Source organism: Serratia plymuthica NBRC 102599 (assembly GCF_001590925.1).
Lineage (GTDB): Bacteria > Pseudomonadota > Gammaproteobacteria > Enterobacterales > Enterobacteriaceae > Serratia > Serratia plymuthica.
This window is the reverse complement of sequence record NZ_BCTU01000010.1, coordinates 89,886-111,684: the sequence shown is the minus strand read 5'-3', so window position 1 is coordinate 111,684 and position 21,799 is coordinate 89,886. Positions and strand designations below refer to the sequence as shown.

Annotated in this window: 15 protein-coding genes; 8 read left to right on the top strand and 7 right to left on the bottom strand. The window is 54.6% G+C overall.

Annotated features, from left to right (window positions below; translation table 11 throughout):
* Window positions 1–12: 12 nt before the first annotated feature.
* A complete protein-coding gene (locus SPL01S_RS07045) occupies window positions 13–1,359 on the bottom strand; it encodes a lytic polysaccharide monooxygenase (protein WP_063198511.1) in 1,347 nt (448 codons plus the stop codon).
* Window positions 1,360–1,419: 60 nt separating this feature from the next.
* On the bottom strand, window positions 1,420–2,850 hold the full coding sequence (locus SPL01S_RS07040) for a fibronectin type III domain-containing protein (RefSeq protein ID WP_063198509.1): 1,431 nt from the start codon (window positions 2,848–2,850) through the stop codon (window positions 1,420–1,422).
* A gap of 647 nt (window positions 2,851–3,497) precedes the next feature.
* Between SPL01S_RS07040 and guaD the strand changes: the two genes are divergently transcribed.
* From guaD to xdhC, 4 genes are read left to right on the top strand one after another with little or no spacing between them, the layout of a single operon-like run.
* The gene (gene guaD, locus SPL01S_RS07035; RefSeq protein WP_063198506.1) at window positions 3,498–4,829 is read left to right on the top strand and encodes a guanine deaminase; all 1,332 of its coding nucleotides are present in this window, start codon (window positions 3,498–3,500) and stop codon (window positions 4,827–4,829) included.
* Window positions 4,826–6,256 carry a xanthine dehydrogenase small subunit gene (gene xdhA / locus SPL01S_RS07030; RefSeq protein ID WP_063198503.1) on the top strand — a complete coding sequence of 477 codons (1,431 nt, stop codon included), beginning with the start codon at window positions 4,826–4,828 and terminating at the stop codon, window positions 6,254–6,256. The genes guaD and xdhA overlap by 4 nt, the downstream gene beginning before the upstream one ends.
* On the top strand, window positions 6,249–8,651 hold the full coding sequence (gene xdhB, locus SPL01S_RS07025; RefSeq protein WP_063198501.1) for a xanthine dehydrogenase molybdopterin binding subunit: 2,403 nt from the start codon (window positions 6,249–6,251) through the stop codon (window positions 8,649–8,651). Before xdhA ends, xdhB begins: the two co-directional genes overlap by 8 nt.
* Window positions 8,635–9,411: a xanthine dehydrogenase accessory protein XdhC gene (gene xdhC / locus SPL01S_RS07020; RefSeq protein WP_063198498.1), complete on the top strand. Its 777-nt coding sequence runs from the start codon at window positions 8,635–8,637 to the stop codon at window positions 9,409–9,411. The genes xdhB and xdhC overlap by 17 nt, the downstream gene beginning before the upstream one ends.
* A 76-nt stretch (window positions 9,412–9,487) precedes the next feature.
* Here the strand turns inward: xdhC and SPL01S_RS07015 are convergent, their stop codons facing one another.
* A complete protein-coding gene (locus SPL01S_RS07015; RefSeq protein WP_062870729.1) occupies window positions 9,488–10,813 on the bottom strand; it encodes a 6-phospho-alpha-glucosidase in 1,326 nt (441 codons plus the stop codon).
* The gene (locus SPL01S_RS07010) at window positions 10,810–12,468 is read right to left on the bottom strand and encodes an alpha-glucoside-specific PTS transporter subunit IIBC (RefSeq protein ID WP_063198496.1); all 1,659 of its coding nucleotides are present in this window, start codon (window positions 12,466–12,468) and stop codon (window positions 10,810–10,812) included. Before SPL01S_RS07010 ends, SPL01S_RS07015 begins: the two co-directional genes overlap by 4 nt.
* 300 nt (window positions 12,469–12,768) lie before the next feature.
* Here SPL01S_RS07010 and SPL01S_RS07005 point away from each other — a divergent pair, with 300 nt between their 5' ends.
* From SPL01S_RS07005 to dcp, 4 genes are all read left to right on the top strand, one after another.
* The gene (locus SPL01S_RS07005) at window positions 12,769–13,473 is read left to right on the top strand and encodes a GntR family transcriptional regulator (protein ID WP_013812786.1); all 705 of its coding nucleotides are present in this window, start codon (window positions 12,769–12,771) and stop codon (window positions 13,471–13,473) included.
* Window positions 13,474–13,867: 394 nt separating this feature from the next.
* On the top strand, window positions 13,868–15,670 hold the full coding sequence (locus SPL01S_RS07000) for a glycoside hydrolase family 13 protein (protein WP_063198493.1): 1,803 nt from the start codon (window positions 13,868–13,870) through the stop codon (window positions 15,668–15,670).
* Window positions 15,671–16,075: 405 nt separating this feature from the next.
* Entirely contained in the window at window positions 16,076–16,453 is a 378-nt protein-coding gene (locus SPL01S_RS06995; RefSeq protein WP_232246008.1) for a c-type cytochrome, read from the top strand.
* Window positions 16,454–16,691: 238 nt separating this feature from the next.
* Window positions 16,692–18,893 carry a peptidyl-dipeptidase Dcp gene (gene dcp, locus SPL01S_RS06990; RefSeq protein ID WP_063198488.1) on the top strand — a complete coding sequence of 734 codons (2,202 nt, stop codon included), beginning with the start codon at window positions 16,692–16,694 and terminating at the stop codon, window positions 18,891–18,893.
* Window positions 18,894–18,951: 58 nt separating this feature from the next.
* On the opposite strand, the gene SPL01S_RS06985 is transcribed toward dcp, so the two are convergent.
* From SPL01S_RS06985 to SPL01S_RS06975, 3 genes are all read right to left on the bottom strand, one after another.
* Window positions 18,952–20,259, bottom strand: a complete 1,308-nt coding sequence (locus SPL01S_RS06985; RefSeq protein WP_062870734.1) for an MFS transporter — start codon at window positions 20,257–20,259, stop codon at window positions 18,952–18,954.
* A gap of 120 nt (window positions 20,260–20,379) precedes the next feature.
* Window positions 20,380–21,021 (bottom strand): N-carbamoylsarcosine amidohydrolase, encoded by a 642-nt coding sequence (locus SPL01S_RS06980; RefSeq protein ID WP_063198486.1) that lies wholly within the window; start codon window positions 21,019–21,021, stop codon window positions 20,380–20,382.
* A gap of 9 nt (window positions 21,022–21,030) precedes the next feature.
* Entirely contained in the window at window positions 21,031–21,783 is a 753-nt protein-coding gene (locus SPL01S_RS06975) for a maleate cis-trans isomerase family protein (protein WP_013812792.1), read from the bottom strand.
* Window positions 21,784–21,799: the final 16 nt, after the last annotated feature.

Below are 21,799 nucleotides of genomic sequence, written 5' to 3'. Positions count from 1 at the left end.
CGTGAGGCTAAATTACCGTGCTAATGCACTGATTTCCTTCCAAAGAATAGTGACGGTTTCCGCCGGATTCCACCCCTCGTTTGAGATGTGGGCCTGCAAGCATTGATAGGTTTTCCCCTGATAACGGACCTTGTCATCCACCTCATACCGCGTGTTGAGCGCCCATTCCGGAATGTTGCCCCCGCCGCTGGTGCTCAGGATCAACACATTGCTGGGCAGGGACAGGTAATCCCGCACGTCTATGGCCGCGACAAAATAGCGGTATTCGGTGCTGCCGCTAAGCCCGGCATCTGTATATTCATGCTGCGTCGGCGAGGTGGTGCCCACCTGAATGCCGTCGCGATACACATAATAATGCTTAAGCGCATGGCCGCCTGTCGATGCTGACCACATCAAACGCACGGTGTCTGCGGTGACGCCCATCGAATGCAAATTACCCGGTGCAGTAGGCGGATTGTCCTCCCCGCCTTCATTGAGGGTGCGAACCACGATCGAATTCCCCGGCAGCGATTGATTATTTTCACTGTCCGTGGCGGAGACGAAATAGGTGTAGTCCGTGTCCGGAGCCAGGTTTTTATGGGTATAGCCGAGCGTCGACGCGTCAAGCGTCACCAACAGGTCGCCGTTGCAAAAAACGGAATAGCGGGTGATGGGGTGTGCACCGTGGGAGGCGGACCAGGCTAACTCCAGCGAGTTTGTGGTCACATGGGTGGCATGCAGGCCGCCCGGAGGGGTCGGACGCTCGTTCCCGCCGGCATCGGTGAAGTTGAGATCGATAACCTGATAAAACGCGTTGCCGGTATTGGCGACTTCCCAGATGGCGAGCAGCACATGGTAGCCATGTCTTTCCGGTAGCGTCAGCTGATGGATTGTCGGTTCAGGCGGCGTTAACGCTGCCTGATGCTCCCAATGCGGTTGGGCGGAAAGCTCTGCTTTATAGAAGGGCGTCGATTCGAATTGGTCGCGCGCGAGTTTGCGTTGCGGATCCCAATCGGCCTTGGTGATGAAATAGTTCCAGCGACGGGTGAGGTGCAGCGCATGGTATGCCCAGGATACCGTGAGGGGCTGGCCCGCTTTGACCTCATGTTTGCGCCATTGGGTGCCGGGTTCGTCGAGGAACAGTGCGCCAGGCCAGCCACCGCTGGCGATTTTCCCGTCCGCCGCCGGGACATTGCTGAGATCGTCGGTTGGTGCAATAGGGTCATGCAATCCGCCCGCGGTGGCGGGGAAGAATTTTCCTGCCTCCAGAGAACTCGGATCGGTATCCGTCAATTTACCTTCTTGATAGGCGAAGATAGCGCGAGATTCGGGGGAAAACACATGCCCGTGGCGAGGTTGATTACGTCGTGCGTTAGCCATTTCATTTCTCCATTTATTCAATGAGATATTAATAATTGTGCGTGTAAAGGCCGTGCGAGATTATCGACGCGTTTCGACCTGCCAAAGCATGTCGGCCAGGGACGGGAGCCAGAATCGGTTAGAGGTATGTTCCTGAATGCACAAATAGGTATTGCCGGCATAGCTGACGCGCTCGCCACGGTCATACCATTGCTCTGTGCGCCATTGTGGTGCAGCGCCGGGCAGCGTGCTGGCCAACAGCGGTACGCTGCTTGAAGAGGAATTACCCTCGGTATCGGTTGCACTGAGGGTATAACGATACTGGGTGCCTGCCGCCAAGCCGCTGTCGACGAAGTGGGTCGCCGTTGGTTGGGCGATTTTCTGGTTATCGCGGAAGACGGAGTAGTGTGCAATAGGGCTGGCACCGCTGGAGGCGCTCCAGGAAAGGGTAATGCTGCTTTGGGTTTGCGCCGTGGCGACCAGATTGGCGGGGGCCGAAGGTTTCTCGCCGCTGCCGCCGCCGGTCAAAAAGCCGTAACGGGTGACGAATTCCCAATCATAAGGTTTCCCGGATTTGTTCACGCCGTCATCCCAACTGACAGACCAGGTCATCAGGCCGCGGATCGGGTTGCCTGCTTTATCCAGGCGTTCAAGTGCATTAATGGCGTCTTGCGGATGAATGACATAACCATTTGCTGCACCGTCGATATTGGCAGGCAAGCCGATAATAAATTTATCCGCCGGAATGGCGGTGAAACCGCGGGTGCCGTGAACCAGACTGTCGGTGAGGTAATAAAGAAAATCCTCTTTCATGGCATCGTCATTCTGTTTGACCAGTTGATTTAATTCGTCGACCCAAACGCCATCCCCGCCCTGATTGTAATATTGCGGCGCAATGAAATCGTAAATATCTTCTAGCGCTTTGAGATAGGCGAGATAACTGCCGGAGTCACGCAGGTAAGGGAATTCCGGCGCCATGCTGATAATAAAATTTTTACCTTCCTGGGCGTAATGTTGTTTTACCATGCGCAATGCGGCGGGAATAACCGTGCGGTTGTCTGCAAAGGTGATGGCCGATTGTTCGAGGTCAATATCCAGCCCGTCAAAGCCGTAGGTTTCCACCAGCCTGATAAGCTCATAGGCCAGCATGTCTTCTTGGCCGGCGTAGAGTTCAATATGCGCGTCAGCACCGCCAAGGGAGATGAGCACTGCGCGGCCTTGTGCATTCAACACATTGATTTGTTGTCTGAATTCCGCATCTGAATAGCGATAGGGTTTGAACGTCGGGATACCGCTGCCTTTCATAAAGGCCACGGCTACCACGTTGTATTCCACAGGGATGTCGGTCAGCGCCATCTCGGTGAACATGCCGCCCTGATAACCTTGCCCCTGCTCGGGGGCCCAGTTGTGCCAGAACCCCATCAGGATATTTTTCCCTGACATATCGGGCATCAGTGACGCGGAATCTCGGGTTTGATTTTTATATTGATGTAAAACGGTAGGGTTAAGCATAAATACTTTTCCTTATGTTGTGACAACTTGATGACTATCTATAAAAAATCATTGTAAATACGCATATGCCATTCATGAGAAATGAATATCATAAACGGCAGTCAGCCATGTTGACCGGTGGTTTATTTAGGTGGTGGGTGCGCCGTTGGTGTTTTTTACGGGCATCTTTAATGTGTCAATATAATAGCGCTGATTGCCATAAGTCCATGTGAGAATAAATCAAACATTGATATAGATCAATGCTGCACCATAAATACATTTAATTAATAAAGTGACTGAAAAGTGAAATTATCGTCTTTGAAAACTGTATTTATGTGAATAATTAAAGTAGGAATGAATAACATAAAGTGGAAATAAAAATTCACGACTTCTGTGCATCAATGCCCGAGATTGGTGCACTCGCTTTTTTTTACCGATAAGCAAACGGTTGCTTATTATGCATGTTATTTTGTTTTTGTTTTAAAATAAATATTTTTATTTTAATTTATTGTTTTTTAAGGTGATATTTTAATTCTCCAGGCATGTGGCACACCCTTTGCTATTCTTAACTCAACATCTGCAAACAATAAAACAGACCGCCAGATCTCGTCAGGCAGCGTTCTCTCAGCGCAATGACGTAGGCGAGTCGGTAGAAAAGGAACGGCAACATGAACATGCAATTCACCACGGCTATTCGTGGCAATTTTTTCGATATCGCGGCCTGCGTGGAGAGCCCGCAGCAGTTGAATGAGCAACTGCGGCATATTCCCGACGGATTACTGCTGCTTAATGAAGGTACCATTGTCTGGCTCGGCAGTTGGCAGCAGGGCGAACCGCTGTTGCCGCCGGGTTTTGAGGTGACGCATTACCGCGACAAGCTGATCGTGCCGGGGTTCATCGACACCCATATCCACTACCCGCAAACCGAAATGATCGGCGCCTATGGCGATCAACTGTTGGCGTGGTTGAAGCACTACACTTTCCCGACCGAAAGCCAGTTCTGTTGCGAACGGCATTCCGGCAAGATGTCGGCGTTCTTCCTGCAACAACTGTTAAGCAACGGCACCACCACGGCGTTGGTGTTCGGTACGGTACATCCGCAGTCGGTTGACGCGTTGTTCAGCCAGGCGGCGGCACTGAACATGCGTCTTATCGCCGGTAAAGTGATGATGGACCGCCACGCACCGGATGAACTGCTGGAAACCCCGGAGCAAAGCTACCGGCAAACGCGTGAACTGATCGAGCGCTGGCACGGCAAACAACGCCTGGGCTATGCGATAACGCCGCGTTTCGCCCCCACCAGCACCCCAGCGCTATTGGCGCAGGTGCAGCGGTTGCGCGAAGAGTTTCCGGATGCCTGGCTGCACACCCACCTGAGTGAGAACCTGGATGAAGTGGCCTGGGTGAAGGCGCTGTTCCCGGAGAACAGCAGCTATTTGGATGTGTATCACCAGTACGGCCTGACCGGCGAGAAAAGCGTCTTCGCTCATTGCCTGCATCTGGAAGAGCAAGAGTGGGATTGCCTGTGCCAGACCGGTTCGGCGATCGCTTTCTGCCCGACCTCCAACCTGTTTCTCGGCAGCGGGTTGTTCAACCTGCAAAAAGCCTGGCAGAAGCAGGTGAAGCTGGGCATCGGCACCGATGTCGGCGCAGGCACCACCTTCAATATGCTGCAAACGCTGGGCGAGGCTTACAAGATCGGCCAGTTGCAGCGCTATAAACTCGCCGCCTGCGAAGCCTTCTATCACGCCACCTTGGGCGGTGCGCGCGCGTTGGCGCTGGACGATAAAATCGGCAACTTCGGCGTCGGTAAAGAGGCGGATTTTGTGGTGTTGGATCCGGCGGTGTCGCCGCTGCAGAAGCTGCGCCATGAAAACAGCCGCGAACTGGCGGACCAGCTGTTCTTGCTGATGACGCTGGGGGACGATCGCAACGTTTATCGCACCTACGTTGACGGCAAAGTGGTTTATCGCGCGGCTGCGCACCAGGAGGCAGCATGATCCAGTTCCTGCTTAATCAAACGCTAAAAAGTGAAAGCGCGCTCGATCCCAACACCACGGTGCTGAACTATCTGCGCCGCAACCTGGGCCGTTGCGGCACCAAAGAAGGCTGTGCCTCCGGTGACTGCGGCGCTTGCACCGTCGTATTGGCCGAGCCGGAAGGCGGGCAGTTACGCTACCGCAGCGTCAATGCCTGCCTGACGTTTGTCAGCGCGCTGCACGGCAAACAGCTGATCACGGTGGAGGATTTGAAGCAAAATGGCCAATTGCACAGCGTGCAGCAGGCGATGGTCGATTGTCACGGCTCGCAGTGCGGTTTTTGTACGCCGGGATTTGTGATGTCGATGTTCTGTCTGCAAAAGAACGGCGGGGAATACCAGCGTGAACAGGCGCAACAGGCGCTGGCGGGCAACCTGTGCCGCTGCACCGGCTACCGGCCGATTCTGGCGGCGGCGCAGCAGGCCTGCGGCGTCAAGGGCGAGGACAGTTTCGATCGCGGGCAACGGCAAACCGTGGAACGCCTGCAAGCCATCCGCGCAGCGACGCCGCTGGAAGCGGCGGGTAAACGCTGTCTGATGCCGCAAAGGATCGACGAGCTGGCGGTGTTGTATCAGCAACACCCGCAGGCAAAATTGTTGGCCGGCGGCACCGATTTGGCACTGGAGGTCACCCAGCGTCACCAGGATGTGCCGCTGATGATCGCCATTGGGCAGATTGAGGCGTTGAAGCAAGTCAGTTGGCAGGGCGAACGCTTGACGATCGGTGCCGGTGCGGCGCTGAGCGATCTGTATCCGCTACTGGAAAAGTATCATCCGGCCTTCGGCGAGCTGCTGGCGCGTTTCGCTTCGCAGCAGATCCGCAACCAGGGTACCTTGGGGGGCAATATCGCCAATGCTTCGCCGATTGGTGACGGCGCACCCATGCTGCTGGCGCTGGATGCCATGCTGAACCTGCGCTGCGGCGATGTGCGGCGTGAGTTGCCGTTGCACGATTTCTTCCTGGGCTATCGCCAGACCGCGCTGCAACCGGGGGAGTTTATCGAAAGCATCGTGTTGCCGGCCACCGCTCCGGCGGATTTCCGCGCCTGGAAAGTCTCCAAACGGCTGGAGGACGATATTTCGGCGGTATGCGGCGCTTTTAACCTGAGGATCGAGCACGGCATGGTTCGCAGTGCCCGCTTGGCATTTGGCGGCATGGCGGCGACGCCAAAACGCGCCTTGCTATGCGAACAGCAACTGGTGGGGCAGCCCTGGCGGCGCGCCACCGTTGAACGTGCGGTGCAGGCATTGGCGCAGGACTTTACGCCGCTTAGCGATTTTCGCGCCAGCAGCGGTTATCGCCTGCTGGTAGCGCAAAACCTGCTGCGCCGCTATTTCATTGCGCTGACCGCGCCGCATTTGGCAATTGAGGTGACGGCTCATGAGTAATAACAAACGCATTGAAGCGACGCAGGAACAACTGGCCGAACGTTTCCGCCAGCCATTGACCACCGGGGTGGGCCGTAGCCGCAAACATGAAAGCGCCGACAAACACGTCAGCGGTGAGGCCCAATACATTGACGATCGGCTGGAATACCCAAACCAGTTGCATCTGGCGGCCAAGCTGAGCGAACGGGCACATGCGCGCATCATCAAGCTGGATTTGTCGGCCTGTTACGCCTTCCCCGGCGTGGTGCGGGTGATCACCTGGCAGGATGTGCCGGGGGAACTGGATATTGCACCGCTGACCCACGGCGATTCGCTGCTGGCGAAGGAGACGGTGGAGTACGTCGGGCAGGTGATCGCGGTGGTGGCGGCAGAAGATCCCGAGATCGCCTGGCGGGCGGCGCAGGCGGTGAAGGTGGAGTATCAGGAGCTGCCGGTGCGGCTGGACGTGACGCAATCGCTGCGCGAAGGCTTTGTGGTGCAGGAGGCGCACCATCATCGGCGCGGCGATGCCGACGGCGCGCTGGCGCGGGCTTTGCACCGCATTCAGGGCGAGTTGCACGTCGGCGGCCAGGAGCATTTTTATCTGGAGACCCAGATTGCGTCAGTGATGCCCGCCGAGGACGGAGGCATGCTGGTGTATTCCTCCACCCAGAACCCGACCGAAATCCAGAAACTGGTGGCCTCGGTGCTCAATCTGCCGATGCACAAGATCACCCTCGACATGCGTCGCATGGGCGGTGGCTTCGGCGGCAAGGAAACCCAGGCAGCCGGCCCGGCGTGCCTGTGTGCGGTGGTGGCGCACCTGACCGGGCGGCCAACCAAAATGCGCCTCAATCGCCATGACGACATGCTGATCACCGGCAAGCGTCACCCGTTTTATATCCACTATGACGTTGGCTTTGACGACAGCGGGTTACTGAACGGAATCAAGATCGACCTGGCCGGCAACTGCGGCTATTCGCTCGATCTCTCCGGTTCTATTGTCGATCGCGCCATGTTCCACGCCGATAATGCCTATTTTCTGCAAGATGTATTGATTACCGGCCACCGCTGCAAAACCCATATCGCGTCCAATACCGCCTATCGCGGCTTTGGCGGGCCGCAGGGCATGATGGCGATTGAGCAGATCATGGACCATATTGCGCGCTATCTGGCGCTCGATCCGCTGGCGGTGCGCAAGACCAATTATTACGGCAAGGACCACCGCAACATCACCCATTACCACCAGCCGGTGGAGCAGAACCTGCTGCAGGAAATGACCGCCGAACTGGAACGCAGCGCGGATTATCAGGCACGGCGCGAGGCTGTCCGTCGTTTCAACGCCGAGAACCCGATCCTGAAAAAAGGGCTGGCGCTGACGCCGGTGAAGTTCGGCATCTCTTTTACCGCCAGCTTCCTCAACCAGGCCGGCGCGCTGGTGCTGGTTTACACCGACGGCAGCATTCAGCTCAACCACGGCGGCACCGAGATGGGCCAGGGGCTGAACACCAAGGTGGCGCAGATTGTCGCCGAAGTGTTCCAGGTGGATATTGAACGCATACAGATCACCGCCACCGATACCGGCAAGGTGCCGAACACCTCGCCGACGGCAGCGTCATCCGGCACCGATTTGAACGGCAAGGCGGCGGAAAATGCGGCGCTAATCATTAAACAGCGGCTGATCGACATGCTTTCCAAACAGCACCAGGTCAGCGCCGATCAAATTGCCTTCAGCAACGGCCAGGTCAGGGTGGGCGAGCGTTATTTCAGCTTCGAGCAGGTGGTCGAGCAGGCGTATTTCAATCAGGTTTCGCTCGCCAGTACCGGTTACTACCGCACGCCGAAGATTTTCTACGATCGCGACAAGGCCAGCGGTCACCCGTTCTATTACTTTGCCTACGGCGCGGCCTGCGCGGAGGTGTTGATCGACACCCTGACCGGCGAATACAAACTGCTGCGCGCCGATATTCTGCACGACGTGGGCGACTCGCTGAACCCGGCTATCGACATCGGTCAGGTTGAGGGCGGCTTTGTGCAGGGCATGGGCTGGCTGACCAGTGAAGAACTGGTGTGGGATGAACAGGGCAGGCTGCTGACCAACGGCCCGGCCAGCTACAAAATTCCTGCGATTGGCGATGTGCCCGCCGATCTGCGCGTTACGCTGCTGGAGAACCGCAAAAACCCGGAAGATACGGTGTTTCATTCCAAAGCGGTGGGCGAGCCGCCGTTTATGCTGGGGATCTCGGTGTGGTGTGCGATCAAGGACGCGGTCGCCAGCCTGGCGGATTACCGCCTGCAGCCCAATATTGACGCGCCGGCCACGCCGGAACGGGTGCTGTGGGGCGTGCAACAGATGCTGTCAAGTGACGTTGTCACTGAATTGATGCGGGAGAACGGCGATGGACGACTGGATTGAGGCGCTGGCGGAAGCACGCAGGCGTGGCGAGCCCTGCGTGTTGGTGACGTTGGTGGACGAACGGGGTTCCACGCCGCGTAACCGCGGCACCAAAATGCTGGTGACCGCCGAACGGGCGGTCAATACCATCGGCGGCGGTCACCTGGAGTTCCAGGCGCTGGCGATTGCGCGTGAAATGTTGCAACAGGGTGACGCCACGCTGCGGCTGGAGCGTTTCCCGCTGGCGGCGCGGCTCGGCCAGTGCTGCGGCGGAACCACCAGCGTGCTGTTCGAACCCTTGATCCCGCCGCGCCCGCAAATCGCGCTGTTTGGCGCCGGGCATGTGGGCCGTGCGCTGGTGAACATTCTCGCCACCTTGCCGTGCCGGGTGCGTTGGGTAGATGGGCGTGCGGCGGAGTTCCCTGCGGCGATGCCGCCGGGCGTGCAGCAAGAGATTTGCGATGAGCCGCTGGAGATCGTCGATGCCATGCCGCCGGGCAGTTATTTCATCGTGATGACCCACGATCACGCGCTGGATCTGGCGCTGGCGGAGCGTATTTTACGCCGTGGCGATGCCGGTTACTTTGGCCTGATTGGTTCATTGACCAAGCGTAAACGCTTCGAATACAAGCTTGGCCAGCGTGGCATCAGCGAACAGGCGGTGGCCACCATGCGCTGCCCGCTGGGTTTGCCCGACGTCAAAGGCAAACTGCCTGCGGAGATCGCGGTAGCGGTGGCCGGGGAGATTATTGCTTGTTACGGGAGGGGGGGACAGGGCTAAAACCGCGGCGGGTTGTTTTCGAACATTGTGTGGGCGCCCCCCGAAGGTTGCGCCGCCACAGATAATAATCGTCAAATCACTTCAGTTCTGGCCAGTAGTCTTTATTGGCTTCGAGCAGATCGTCCAGAATGGCTTTAGCGACAGAAGCGCTCGGCACGGTTTTCGAGAGCGTTATCGCCTGCCACAGTTTCAGATAGGATTTCTCAATCCAGGCTTCGACCACCAGTTTTTCAACCGCCACCTGCTGGCTCATCAACCCCTGCTGGAACAACGGGATCTTACCGACAGTCAGAGGTTCCGGCCCGTTACTACCGACGAGACACGGAATTTCAACCATCGCTTCCGGATCAAAATTGTTGATGGCGCCCTGATTCGGCACAATCAGCAACATTCTTTCCTGAGTGTTGAATGCGATGGCGGTTGCCAGGTCAACGATGTAAGACGCGTGTTCATCAATCTCCAGTTCGCCGGCGGAAGATTTCCCCGCCTTGGTAATCGCAGCGCAGGAACTGAAAACGTGTTTTTCTCGGTGCTCCATCACCTCATTGGCGCGGGTATGTTCCGGATTGGAATGCGCAACCACGTAGTCCGGGAACAGGTAATATTTCAGGTAGGTGTTCGGGAACGTAGACGGATCTAACGCCCAGACATCTTTCGCTTTGGCGAATGTATCATTCCAACTGGCTTCGACACCCGGCTCGGCGGTTGGCGGTACATAGCCGTGTTTAGCCACATGTTCGCGGATCTTGGGCATCAGATCGTTACCCTTCAAATCTTCAATCGACGTCCACCAGCCAAAGTGATTCAGTCCGTAATAACGCACCTGCATTTCTTTACGCGATTTCAGCCCGACAATCTGCGCCATGCGTCCTTCAATGCCGATCGGCATATCGCAAATGTTGAGGATCCTGGAGTGCGGGCGCAAACGGCGCGTCGCTTCCGCCACAATTGCGGCCGGATTCGAGTAATTCAGCATCCAGGCGTCCGGGGAATATTTCTCCATGTAATCGACGATTTCCAGTACGCCGCCGATGGAGCGCATACCGTAAGCGATACCGCCAGGCCCACAGGTCTCCTGTCCTACGACGCCATGACGCAGGGGGATTTTTTCGTCTTTTTCGCGCATCGGATATTTACCGACACGGATATGCGCCATGACAAAATCGACATCGCTAAAGGCCGTTTTCGGATCTGTGGTATAGCCGAATTCAATGTCCGGCGCCTGTTCTTTGAGGATCACCTTGCACGCTTCGGCCACAATTTCCTGACGTGCGCCATCGTTGTCATAAAACTTGATGGAACGCAGCGGGAACCTTTCCAGATTCGCCAGTAACATCAATACGATACCCGGTGTAAATGTGCTGCCGCCGCCGGCCACGACTACTGAGAATTTCTTCTTCATACTGCCTCCGTAATGGATGTTTTTGTCGGGGAACTCACCCCGGATATGGATGATGGTGTGAAAGCATCTTGCTTCATCAGCGTTTCTATCTGGTCCCTGACCTGAGGAACGTGCAGGCCCACGATGATCTGAATGCCGTTGCCGCGCCGTACCACGCCATGTGCGCCCAAGGCTTTGAAGATGTCGTCACTCTGCGTCAGCGTCATGTCGCCGAGCGTGATACGCAGCCGCGTCGCGCAGTTGTTGAGGTTGACAATATTGCCGTTGCCGCCGAGTGCATGTAGATAGCCCACCGCCTGGGCTTGTGCTGAAGAGGGGGCCGGGATGTCGCTGGTGCGGTCCGACGGATTTTTCTGCGCCTGATAGTCAGCCTTACTGTAGAGTTTGATTTCGCTATCCTCACGCCCCGGTGTTTTCAGGTTAAGACGCAGGATTAGCGTGCGGAATACCAGGAACCAGATGCCGGTGAATACCAGCCCGATAGCAATCTGGGTGAACATCATCGAGGCGTGATTGTGATACATCGGGATCCAGTTTTGCGGCAGGAACTGGTCCAGTAGCCCACCGCCCATGTTGCCGACCACGCCTGCCATGTACATCAGCGTCGCCACTGTGGCGGCAAGTAACGCATGTATGGCAAACAGCAGTGGCGAGATGAAGAGAAAAGTGAACTCAAGGGGTTCGGTAATACCGACAAGTAAGGCGGTCAGCGTCGCCGGGATCAACAGTCCTGCCACCTTGACGCGATTTTCCGGTGCGGCAGTGGCGTAGATCGCCATCGCAATACCGACCGATCCGAAGACTTTCGAGTTACCTTGCAGTGCGAATCCGCCTTGCGGGAATAAGACTTTCAGCGGCTCTGTGCTCTCGCTGAATGCCTGCAAGTGCTCTGCCCAGTAAACCTGAATTCCGCCTTCGACAGCTGCCGGGCCGAAGATAAACGGACCATAGATGAAGTGATGTAATCCGGTAGGGATCAGAATGCGTTCCAGGAAGGTATACACCCATACGCCGAGAGAACCAGAGATCAGCATAAAGTGTTGCATCGAGAGGATGCCGGCCTGTACTTTCGGCCACACCAGCAGCGTCAGCCACGCGCAAGGGATCATCAACAGGAATCCGACGATGACCACGAAGGAGCTGCCCTGAAAAATACCGAGGAATACGGGAAGTTGTTTATCAAATAAATGATTGTGTATTGAGGTGACTATGCCCGAAATGATAATTGCACCAATAATACTGGTATCGATAGTTTTAATTCCGGCGATCATTGTCAGTCCACTGTGTCCTCCGGGATCAACGTTAAAATTAACGCCAAAATAATCGCCCCATGTTAATCCCATTGCGTTAATGAAATAATTCCAGGTCATAAAGCTGACCAGTGCCGCCAGGCAGGCGCGACCTTGCGCATGTTTCGCCAGTCCGATAGGCAGGCCGACCGCGAAAATCAGCGGCATGTTGCGGAAAACAGTCCAACCACCTTCTTCTATAATATGAACAATTTGTGCGAAAAGACTGCCAGGTGCGGTGAGTGAATCCCCGAGAAACATAGGGTTCTGAAGCATGATTGCAATGCCCACCACCATTCCCGCAAACGGAAACAGCAAAACGGGGGTAAACATCGCACCACCAAAACGTTGAATTTGACTGAGCATAAACACTCCTCATATTTTTCCGGGTCAGATTTTTATTATTTCGTTTTAACCGATTTATTTTCCATTCAAAGAGTAAGGACTTTGAAAAAAAAGGTCGCAAAACGATTAATCATTTTGTGATCGCATTCATGTTTTCTCCCTGGGTGAAGTGGTCTACTTTTATGGCGATTTGTATACATTAAAGTGTTCAAGGAAAAAATAGCCAGGGGAATAGCCAAATAAATTTCAGGTTTTACAGTGCGGTAACCTCTTTTTGTTGCGCGGTTATCAGGATTCATTCAGGGATAAAGAGGTCTTCAAGTGATCTACAAAACGCTTGCCGAACGTCTGAGAATACGTATCAATTCTGCTGATTTTGCTATCGGCGATGCTTTACCCAGTGAAAAACGTCTGGCTGCCGAATTTTCTGTATCGAGGATGACACTACGCAAAGCGGTAAATTTACTGATTGAATGGGGACTGGTTCGTCGCTGTCACGGCAGCGGAACCTTCGTCGCGCAGAAAGATCTCCAGCATGAAACCCGCGGGCTGATGGGTTTTTCGGAACTGATGAAAGAACTGGGCCGGCCCACGGTGAGCGAGGTGCTGGAGTTTCGAATGATGGGAGCCCCCCCAGCCATCGCCAGCCAGTTGCGAATCAAGGCCGATGAACGCATTTACTATTCGCGTCGCGTAAGGTTTGTGGAAGGGAAGCCTGTGGTGCTGGAAGACAGTTACATGCCGGGCAGGTTATTTGGCAACCTCTCAGTCGCACATCTGGAGGGTTCAAAGTTTTCGTATATAGAAGATGAATGCCATATCAATATCGCAGGGAATTACGAAAGCTTCAGCCCGATCTTGGCAGACAGCACGATCGGCGCTCTACTGCACGTTGCCGAAGGCACGCCGCTGCTGCGGCTGACATCGCTTTCTTACAGTGATACCGGCGATTACATCAACTATTCGGTGATATTCAGAAATGCCAATGAATACCACGTGGACTACCATTTGAAGAGGAATAAATAGCGGTCGAAGGGGGCCACATTTCTACTATATGGCAATTGCAATAATTCCCAATCTAATCATCACGTTGAGCAACGGAATTTCCCGCAAGATAACATGAAAATGTTTTTTGTTATCGCAAATTAATAGTGGTTTAGAGCGTTCGCAGCCCTCTTGCTAACACGGTTTAGCAAAGTATGCTAAAAAACAGCTGATTTAAAACGAATGTCACTTAAAAAATGTCAATGCCTTATATTTACTTTACCCAGCCATTGTTCGGGAACATAATTGCGAAGCTTCTATTAGATACTGAAAATTAATCAGTATTAAATTAATAAATTAACGATTAAATATTTAAATGTCAGGGGAAACATTGAATTAGGTTTATTTTTCGAATAAGAAACAGGAGAGTATTGTAATGCCCCGTCAAGGATTGAAAACTGCACTAGCGATTTTTCTAACCACATCATTAACCGTCTCATGCCAGCAAGCCTTAGGTACGCAACAACCCTTGCTTCAAGAAAAGAGTATCGAACAGTCGAAAACCATTCCTAAATGGTGGAAGGAGGCTGTTTTTTATCAGGTGTATCCGCGTTCTTTTAAAGACACCAACGGAGACGGTATCGGGGATATTAACGGCATCATAGAAAAATTAGATTATCTAAAAGCCTTGGGGATTGATGCCATTTGGATCAACCCACATTATGATTCCCCGAACACGGATAATGGTTACGATATCCGCGATTATCGAAAAATCATGAAAGAATATGGCACGATGGAGGATTTTGACCGCCTGATTTCTGAAATGAAAAAACGGAATATGCGGTTGATGATTGATGTGGTCATCAACCACACAAGCGATCAAAACGAATGGTTTGTTAAAAGTAAAAGCAGTAAGGATAATCCTTATCGCGGCTATTACTTCTGGAAAGATGCTAAAGAAGGGCAGGCACCTAATAACTATCCTTCATTCTTTGGTGGCTCGGCGTGGCAAAAAGATGAAAAGACCAATCAATACTACCTGCACTATTTTGCTAAACAACAGCCTGACCTAAACTGGGATAACCCCAAAGTCCGTCAAGATCTTTATGCAATGTTACGTTTCTGGTTAGATAAAGGCGTATCTGGTTTACGTTTCGATACGGTAGCGACCTACTCAAAAATTCCGGATTTCCCAAATCTCACCCAACAACAGCTGAAGAATTTTGCAGCGGAGTATACCAAGGGCCCTAATATTCATCGTTACGTCAATGAAATGAATAAAGAGGTTTTGTCTCATTACGACATTGCGACTGCCGGTGAAATCTTTGGCGTACCTTTGGATCAATCGATAAAGTTCTTCGATCGCCGTCGCGATGAGCTGAACATCGCATTTACCTTTGACTTAATCAGACTCGATCGAGACTCTGATCAAAGATGGCGTCGAAAAGAGTGGAAATTGTCGCAATTCCGGCAGGTCATCGATAACGTTGACCGTACTGCAGGAGAATATGGTTGGAATGCCTTCTTCTTGGATAACCACGACAATCCGCGCGCCGTCTCGCACTTTGGCGACGATCGCCCACAATGGCGTGAGCCATCGGCTAAAGCGCTTGCAACCTTGACGCTGACTCAACGAGCAACACCTTTTATTTATCAAGGTTCAGAGTTGGGCATGACCAATTACCCCTTCAAAGCTATTGATGAATTCGATGATATTGAGGTGAAAGGTTTTTGGCATGACTACGTTGAGACAGGAAAGGTGAAAGCCGAAGAGTTCTTGCAAAATGTACGCCTGACGAGCAGGGATAACAGCCGGACTCCGTTCCAATGGGACGGGAGCAAAAATGCAGGATTCACGAGCGGAAAACCCTGGTTCAAGGTCAACCCAAACTACCAGGAAATCAATGCGGTAAGTCAAGTCGCACAGCCCGACTCGGTATTTAATTATTATCGTCAGTTGATCAAGATAAGGCATGACATCCCGGCACTGACCTATGGCACATACACCGATTTGGATCCGGCAAATGATTCGGTCTACGCCTATACACGCAGCCTGGGGGCGGAAAAATATCTTGTTGTTGTTAACTTCAAGGAGCAAATGATGAGATATAAATTACCGGATAATTTATCCATTGATAAAGTGCTTATAGAAAGCAACAGCAAAAATGTGGTGAAAAAGAATGATTCATTACTCGAACTAAAACCATGGCAGTCAGGGGTTTATAAACTAAATCAATAAATCTCATAGTCACGTCAAAATAATGTAAATATAGTGAAACCATTAAAACCGGCACCTTATGCCGGTTTTTTTGGCGCGAAATAGGGCTGGCAAAGAGAAAGCAGGAGCTACCACTCTGAGCTATAGGCTTTTTTAAAAGCAAGATTACCCGTTGAGGCTTTGCCGTCACCCGGCTGCGATAAACCACGTTGATCCTCAGACGCCTGGCCGTTGCACGAAAACGAAGACCGGGGTTTGAGGGCTTGTGGGGCAATGCCGGCAAGCCAGTTAGCTTCTCGTGGGCGCGAGTACGTTGCTAATGAACAATCTCGCTTCAAATGTTATCGTGATAATTGAGTGTTGCAGTGGCGCCGCCGGGTTTTACGCTCGGTTCAGGTTTGATTCACATAACAAGGTCACATGGAAATGAAAGTGTTGTTCATCGCTTCGCTAGGCGCTTTATCGTTAATGCAAGCCTCATTCTCCTTCGCGGATAATGCCAATGGGAAAAACATCTATTCACAGAGATGTACTATGTGCCACGGAACCGATCTCAAAGGCACGGGGCCATTGGCTGATAAAAGCAATCCGCCTACACCTGATCTGACAACCCCCGCTTTCAAAGCACGCCTCAATGATTATCCGGGCGTTATTGTCTCATCGATAATACTTCGTCCAAATGGGGACTTGATTCCCAAAACTTTGCGAGAGAATGGGGTAAAGCTGCCGCCGTTCACTTGGCGGCTTCAGGATCTGCGCGATTTGAATCAATACATGAACGGTGTGATTTCAAAAAAACGATAATGTTGAGAGGAAAGGCAGGCACAGCAATCGAATAACCCTTTCAGAGTGGTTACCTGTTTGATTGAATCCTTCAGATAGAGTCCAGACTGCATTCAGCAACGCGGTGTCCTGTAACGGGACACCCCATTCTAATCACTTGTTTTTGCTCAAACTGCCAACTGCGCCTAAGCTAGAATGTGGTCTGGGGACCGGGGTCCCTGTGCACTTTATTCTGTGAACATGGAGGAGTTTCGATTTGATGCGTTTATCTACATTGGTGCTGGCGATCGGCATGGCGCTGAGCGCGCAGGCACAGGCAGAAGAAACCAACCCGCACGCGAGCCATAGCGCGTTGCCAAGCGGCCAGGCGAAGGAGGCTAACGTGACCGGAGAAGCCAACCAGCACGAGAACAAAAAGAACGAAAACCCGTTCTTCTATCAGAGCCGTCTGCCGTTCCAGGCGCCGCCGTTCAATCTGATCAAAGAAAGCGACTACGCCCCGGCTATCGACGCCGGCATCAAGCAAAAGCTGGAAGAGGTGGAGAAGATCGCCAATAACCCGGCCAAGCCCGATTTTAAAAATACCTTTGTGGCGCTGGAGCAGGCCGGTGCGCTGTTGACGCGGGTGATGAACGTGTTTGGCGCCATGACCTCGGCCAACACCAGCGACGCGCTGCAAAAGCTGGATGAGGAAAGCTCGCCGAAACTGGCGGCGCTCGAAGACGCCATCATGCTTAACAGCAAGCTGTTCGCGCGCATCAAGGCGATTTATCAGCAGCGCGATGCGCTGAAGCTGGACGCGGAATCGCGTCGTCTGGTGGAAGTGACGTACAAGAACTTCGAGCTGGCGGGGGCCAACCTGTCCGACGCCGATAAAACCAGGCTGAAAGCGCTGAATCAGGAAGCGGCGACGCTGAGCACCCAGTTCTCCAACAAGTTGCTGGCAGCGACCAAAGACGGGGCGCTGGCGATAGCCGATAAAGGCAAACTGGACGGCCTGTCGGAAAGCGAACTGGCAGCGGCGGCTCAGGCTGCCGGCGAGCGCAAGCTGGACAAACAGTGGTTGCTGGTGTTGCAAAATACCACTCAGCAGCCGGAGTTGCAGAGCCTGAAAGACAGGGATACCCGCAAGGCATTGTTTGACGCTTCGTGGAACCGGGCGGAAAAGGGCGACGGCAACGACACTCGCCAGACGATCGCCCGCCTGGCCAAGGTGCGCGCCGAACAGGCCAAATTGCTGGGCTTCCCGAACTATGCCGCCTGGAAACTGCAAAACCAGATGGCCAAAACTCCGGATGCGGCGCTGAGCTTTATGCGCAATATTGTTCCGGCGGCCACCGCGCGTGCCGAACGTGAAGCCAAAGACATTCAGGCGGCTTCCGATCAGCAAAAAGGCGATTTCAAGGTTGCAGCCTGGGACTGGCAGTTCTACGCCGAGCAGGTGCGCAAGGCGAAATACGATCTGGATGAATCGCAGATCAAACCTTACTTCGAACTGGATAACGTGCTGAACAACGGCGTGTTCTATGCCGCCAACCTGCTGTATGGCATCAGCTTTAAAGAGCGCAAGGACATCCCGGTCTACCAGCCGGACGTGCGCGTGTATGAAGTCTTCGATAAAGACGGCAAATCGCTGGCCCTGTTCTATACCGACTTCTTTAAGCGCGACAACAAGGGCGGCGGCGCCTGGATGAGCAACTTCGTTGAACAGTCGAAGCTGAAGGGCACCAAACCGGTAATCTACAACGTCGCCAACTTCACCAAACCGGCGCCGGGTCAGCCTGCGCTGCTGTCGTACGACGACGTGATCACCCTGTTCCACGAGTTTGGCCATGCGCTGCACGGCATGTTTGCCGATCAGGAGTATCCGAGCCTGTCCGGCACCAATACGGCGCGCGATTTTGTCGAGTTCCCCTCACAGTTCAACGAACACTGGGCCAGAGATCCCAAAGTCTTTGCGCACTTCGCCAAACACTACAAAACCGGCGAAGCCATGCCGCAGGAACTGGTCGACAAAATCAAAAAAGCCGACAAATTCAACAAAGGGTATGACATGACCGAGCTGCTGTCCGCCGCGCTGCTGGACATGCACTGGCACATGCTGAGCGCGGATCAGCCGCAGCAGGACGTGGACAAGTTCGAAGCCGAATCGCTGCTGAAGGATAAAATCGATCTCAGCTACGTGCCGCCGCGTTATCGCTCCAGCTATTTCAAGCATATCTGGGGCAACGGGTATGCCGCCGGTTACTACGCCTATCTGTGGACCGAAATGCTGGCGGATGACGCCTTCCAGTGGTTCACCGAGCACGGCGGCCTGACGGCGGAGAACGGCCAACGCTTCCGCGACATGGTGCTGTCGCGCGGCAATAGCCAGGATCTGGAAAAACTGTATGTCGACTGGCGCGGCAAAGAGCCCAGCATCGAACCGATGCTGATTAACCGCGGGCTGAAAGACGAATAAAATATTCCGATGTCTGTACGGAGAACAGAGGGCGCGGAAAAACCCGCGCCCAACCTCTTCAGCGGTTAACTACCTTGGCCGGCAGAGCGATCACCAGCAGCGAACTGAGCAGCAGACAACCGGCGAAGGCCCACAGCGCGCCGCCGCTTTTACCGGTCAGATCCAACGCCAACCCCATCAGCGAGTTACTCACCAACCCGGCGATATTCGCCAGCGAACAGGCCAGCGCAAAGCCGGTTGCCGCTGCCGTGCCGCGCAAAAAAGTGGCCGGCAGGCTGAAGAATACCGGCACCGCGCCGATGATCGCCGCCTGTGCGATGGAGAACAACAGCACCGTGGCGATCACGTTATGGGTAAAGAAGGTGCTGCCGGCCATCGCCATCGCACCGACGATAAACGGCACTATGATGTGCCAGCGGCGCTCGCGCATGCGGTCGGAACTGGTGCCAATCAGCAACATGCCCAGCAGGGCGGCGACGCTCGGCAGCGCGGTCAGCATGCCGATGGTGGTAATGTCGGTGACCCCGGCGGTTTTGATAAAGGTCGGCATCCAGAACCCCATCGCATAGGCGCTGAGCAGGATCGAGAAATCAATGCCACCCAACATCCACACCTTGAGGTTAAAGAAACCGTCGCGGAAGCTGTGCTTGCTGTGGCCGGCTTCGGCATCGTCATGCGCCAGATCCTGCTCAATGCGTTTTTTCTCGTCTTCGGTTAACCATTTTGCCTGCCGATAATTATTGGGCAGCACCCAGAAGGTGAGCACGCCCAGCAGCACGCTGGGAATACCCTCCAGCAAGAACAGCCATTGCCAGCCATGCAGCCCGTGACGCATATCGAAATGCCCCATGATCCAGCCGGAGAGCGGGCCGCCGACCACGCTCGACAGCGGCAGGCCGATCATGAACAGCGCAATGATGCGGCCACGACGATAGGTGGGGAACCATAACGTCAGGTAATAGAGCACGCCGGGCAGGAAGCCGGCTTCCGCCACGCCAAGCAAAAAACGGATGGCGTAAAACTGATTCGGGGTAGTGACGAACATAGTGCCGGCGGAAAGCAGGCCCCAGGTGATCATGATGCGGGCAATCCACACCTTGGCGCCGACGCGTTGCAGGATCAGGTTGCTCGGCACTTCAAACAGAATATAACCGACAAAAAACAGCCCTGCGCCCAGCCCAAAGGCGGCTTCGCTCAGTTGCAGTTGATCGGCCATCTGCAGCTTGGCCAGCCCGACGTTAATGCGGTCAAGGTAAGCGGCCAGATAACACAGGCAGAGAAACGGGATCAGCTTCCAGGTGATTTTGCGGTACAGCAGCGATTCTGTTCCCGCTTTCCCCGCTAACGGGGTTTCAACAATGGCCATGATGATGTCTCCAGGTGGTGCATGGTGGCCTCCGGAGGAGGTGTGTTGTGTGTTTGCTTTTGAGGCGCTTTCCGCGCCTTCTTTATTGTTCTGCTTTCCGTGCAGGTGAAGCCTTTGGGTTTACAACAGGGTTAAATAGCCGATCGCCTCCTGTTTGCTCACTACGTCGCCGTATTTGCTGTCGATGTCGAACAGGTTGGCTTCGTGCGGGCCGGCGTGGCGGTCGCCCACGCATTCACGCACCACGATAGTGCGAAATCCGTGTTGCACGGCGTCCACTGCGCTGGCGCGAATACAGCCGCTGGTGGAACAACCGGCCAGCAGCAGGGTATCGATACCGAGCGCCACCAACATAGGTGCAAGCGAAGTGCCGAAAAAGGCGCTGGCGTATTGTTTGGTCAACACCACCTCGGTCGCTAGCGGCGCAACCTGGGGGCAGAACGCCGCCAGCGGATTGCCCTCGACCATGTCTTTCATCACCGGCGCTTTTTTCACCCAGATGCCGCCATCGGCGAAATGCCCCGCATGATAGCGGATATTGGTGTGGATCACCGGTATTCCTACCTGTCGCGCCGTTGCCAGCAGCGCCACACTTGAGTCGACTGCGCTGACCACGCCGGGGGCGAACAGCGGTGCGCCCTCGGTGGTGTAAGCCTGCATAAAGTCGATCACCAGCAGCGCCGGGCGCTGGCCGAAACCGATGCGGTTGCCCCAGACGCCGCTGTAGTTATCGATGAGAGAGTTATCGGCTGCGGATGCCATTTTTCCTCCTTAATAGGCGCCGGACAGCAGGGCACCGGCGCCGGGCACGATCGGCTCCAACTCCAGCGCGGTCAGCATGGCGTAGGTGGTGGCGATGGCGGCGGTCAGCACCGGCTTGCCGGTTTGCGCTTCAACGGTGGATACCGCAGGTAAAGACGGCATTTGCACGCAGGCGGACAGCACTATGGCATCCACGCCGCTCAGGTCCATCTCGGCGACAATACCCGGCAGTTTGGCCGGATCGTGGCGGCCCACCGCCAGGTTGTCCGGGATCTCCAGCGCGCGCCACACCTTGACCTCAATGCCCTCGTGTTCGATATAGTCCACCACCATTTGGGTAAGAGGTTTCATGTAAGGTGCCACCAGCGCGATGCGTTTGGCGCCGAGCACTTTCAGGCCACTGACCAGCGCGCCGGCGCTGCTGATCACCGGTGCGGCGGCGTTGTTGTCCTGCGTAACCTTTGCCAGCCGGGCCTGGGACTCGCGATGATAGCCCAGCCCCATCGACATGATCGCCACCAGGCAGGCATAGCCGAGCACGTCGACCTGCGCGTCGGAAAGCTCGAGCGCGCAGCGGTCTGATTCGGCGTCCATCGCCGCCAGTTCCGCTTTGCTCACATGCTTCATGCGCATGCGGCTGGAGTGAAAGGTAAAACGCTCCGGGCGGATCAACTGGCGCGCGGTCAGCATCGCCGGAATTTCGGTTTCCATCGTGGTGTTGGAACTGGGTACGATCTGGCCGATACGGTAATTTTGGGTCATGGAAAATGCTCCTCAG

Excerpts from the sequence above, each read along its gene's own strand:
- SPL01S_RS07045 (WP_063198511.1), bottom strand. The coding sequence starts at position 1,359 with ATGGCTAACGCACGACGTAATCAACCTCGCCACGGGCATGTGTTTTCC.
- SPL01S_RS07040 (WP_063198509.1), bottom strand. The coding sequence starts at position 2,850 with ATGCTTAACCCTACCGTTTTACATCAATATAAAAATCAAACCCGAGAT.
- guaD (WP_063198506.1), top strand. The coding sequence starts at position 3,498 with ATGAACATGCAATTCACCACGGCTATTCGTGGCAATTTTTTCGATATC.
- xdhA (WP_063198503.1), top strand. The coding sequence starts at position 4,826 with ATGATCCAGTTCCTGCTTAATCAAACGCTAAAAAGTGAAAGCGCGCTC.
- xdhB (WP_063198501.1), top strand. The coding sequence starts at position 6,249 with ATGAGTAATAACAAACGCATTGAAGCGACGCAGGAACAACTGGCCGAA.
- xdhC (WP_063198498.1), top strand. The coding sequence starts at position 8,635 with ATGGACGACTGGATTGAGGCGCTGGCGGAAGCACGCAGGCGTGGCGAG.
- SPL01S_RS07015 (WP_062870729.1), bottom strand. The coding sequence starts at position 10,813 with ATGAAGAAGAAATTCTCAGTAGTCGTGGCCGGCGGCGGCAGCACATTT.
- SPL01S_RS07010 (WP_063198496.1), bottom strand. The coding sequence starts at position 12,468 with ATGCTCAGTCAAATTCAACGTTTTGGTGGTGCGATGTTTACCCCCGTT.
- SPL01S_RS07000 (WP_063198493.1), top strand. The coding sequence starts at position 13,868 with ATGCCCCGTCAAGGATTGAAAACTGCACTAGCGATTTTTCTAACCACA.
- SPL01S_RS06995 (WP_232246008.1), top strand. The coding sequence starts at position 16,076 with ATGAAAGTGTTGTTCATCGCTTCGCTAGGCGCTTTATCGTTAATGCAA.
- dcp (WP_063198488.1), top strand. The coding sequence starts at position 16,692 with ATGCGTTTATCTACATTGGTGCTGGCGATCGGCATGGCGCTGAGCGCG.
- SPL01S_RS06985 (WP_062870734.1), bottom strand. The coding sequence starts at position 20,259 with ATGGCCATTGTTGAAACCCCGTTAGCGGGGAAAGCGGGAACAGAATCG.
- SPL01S_RS06980 (WP_063198486.1), bottom strand. The coding sequence starts at position 21,021 with ATGGCATCCGCAGCCGATAACTCTCTCATCGATAACTACAGCGGCGTC.
- SPL01S_RS06975 (WP_013812792.1), bottom strand. The coding sequence starts at position 21,783 with ATGACCCAAAATTACCGTATCGGCCAGATCGTACCCAGTTCCAACACC.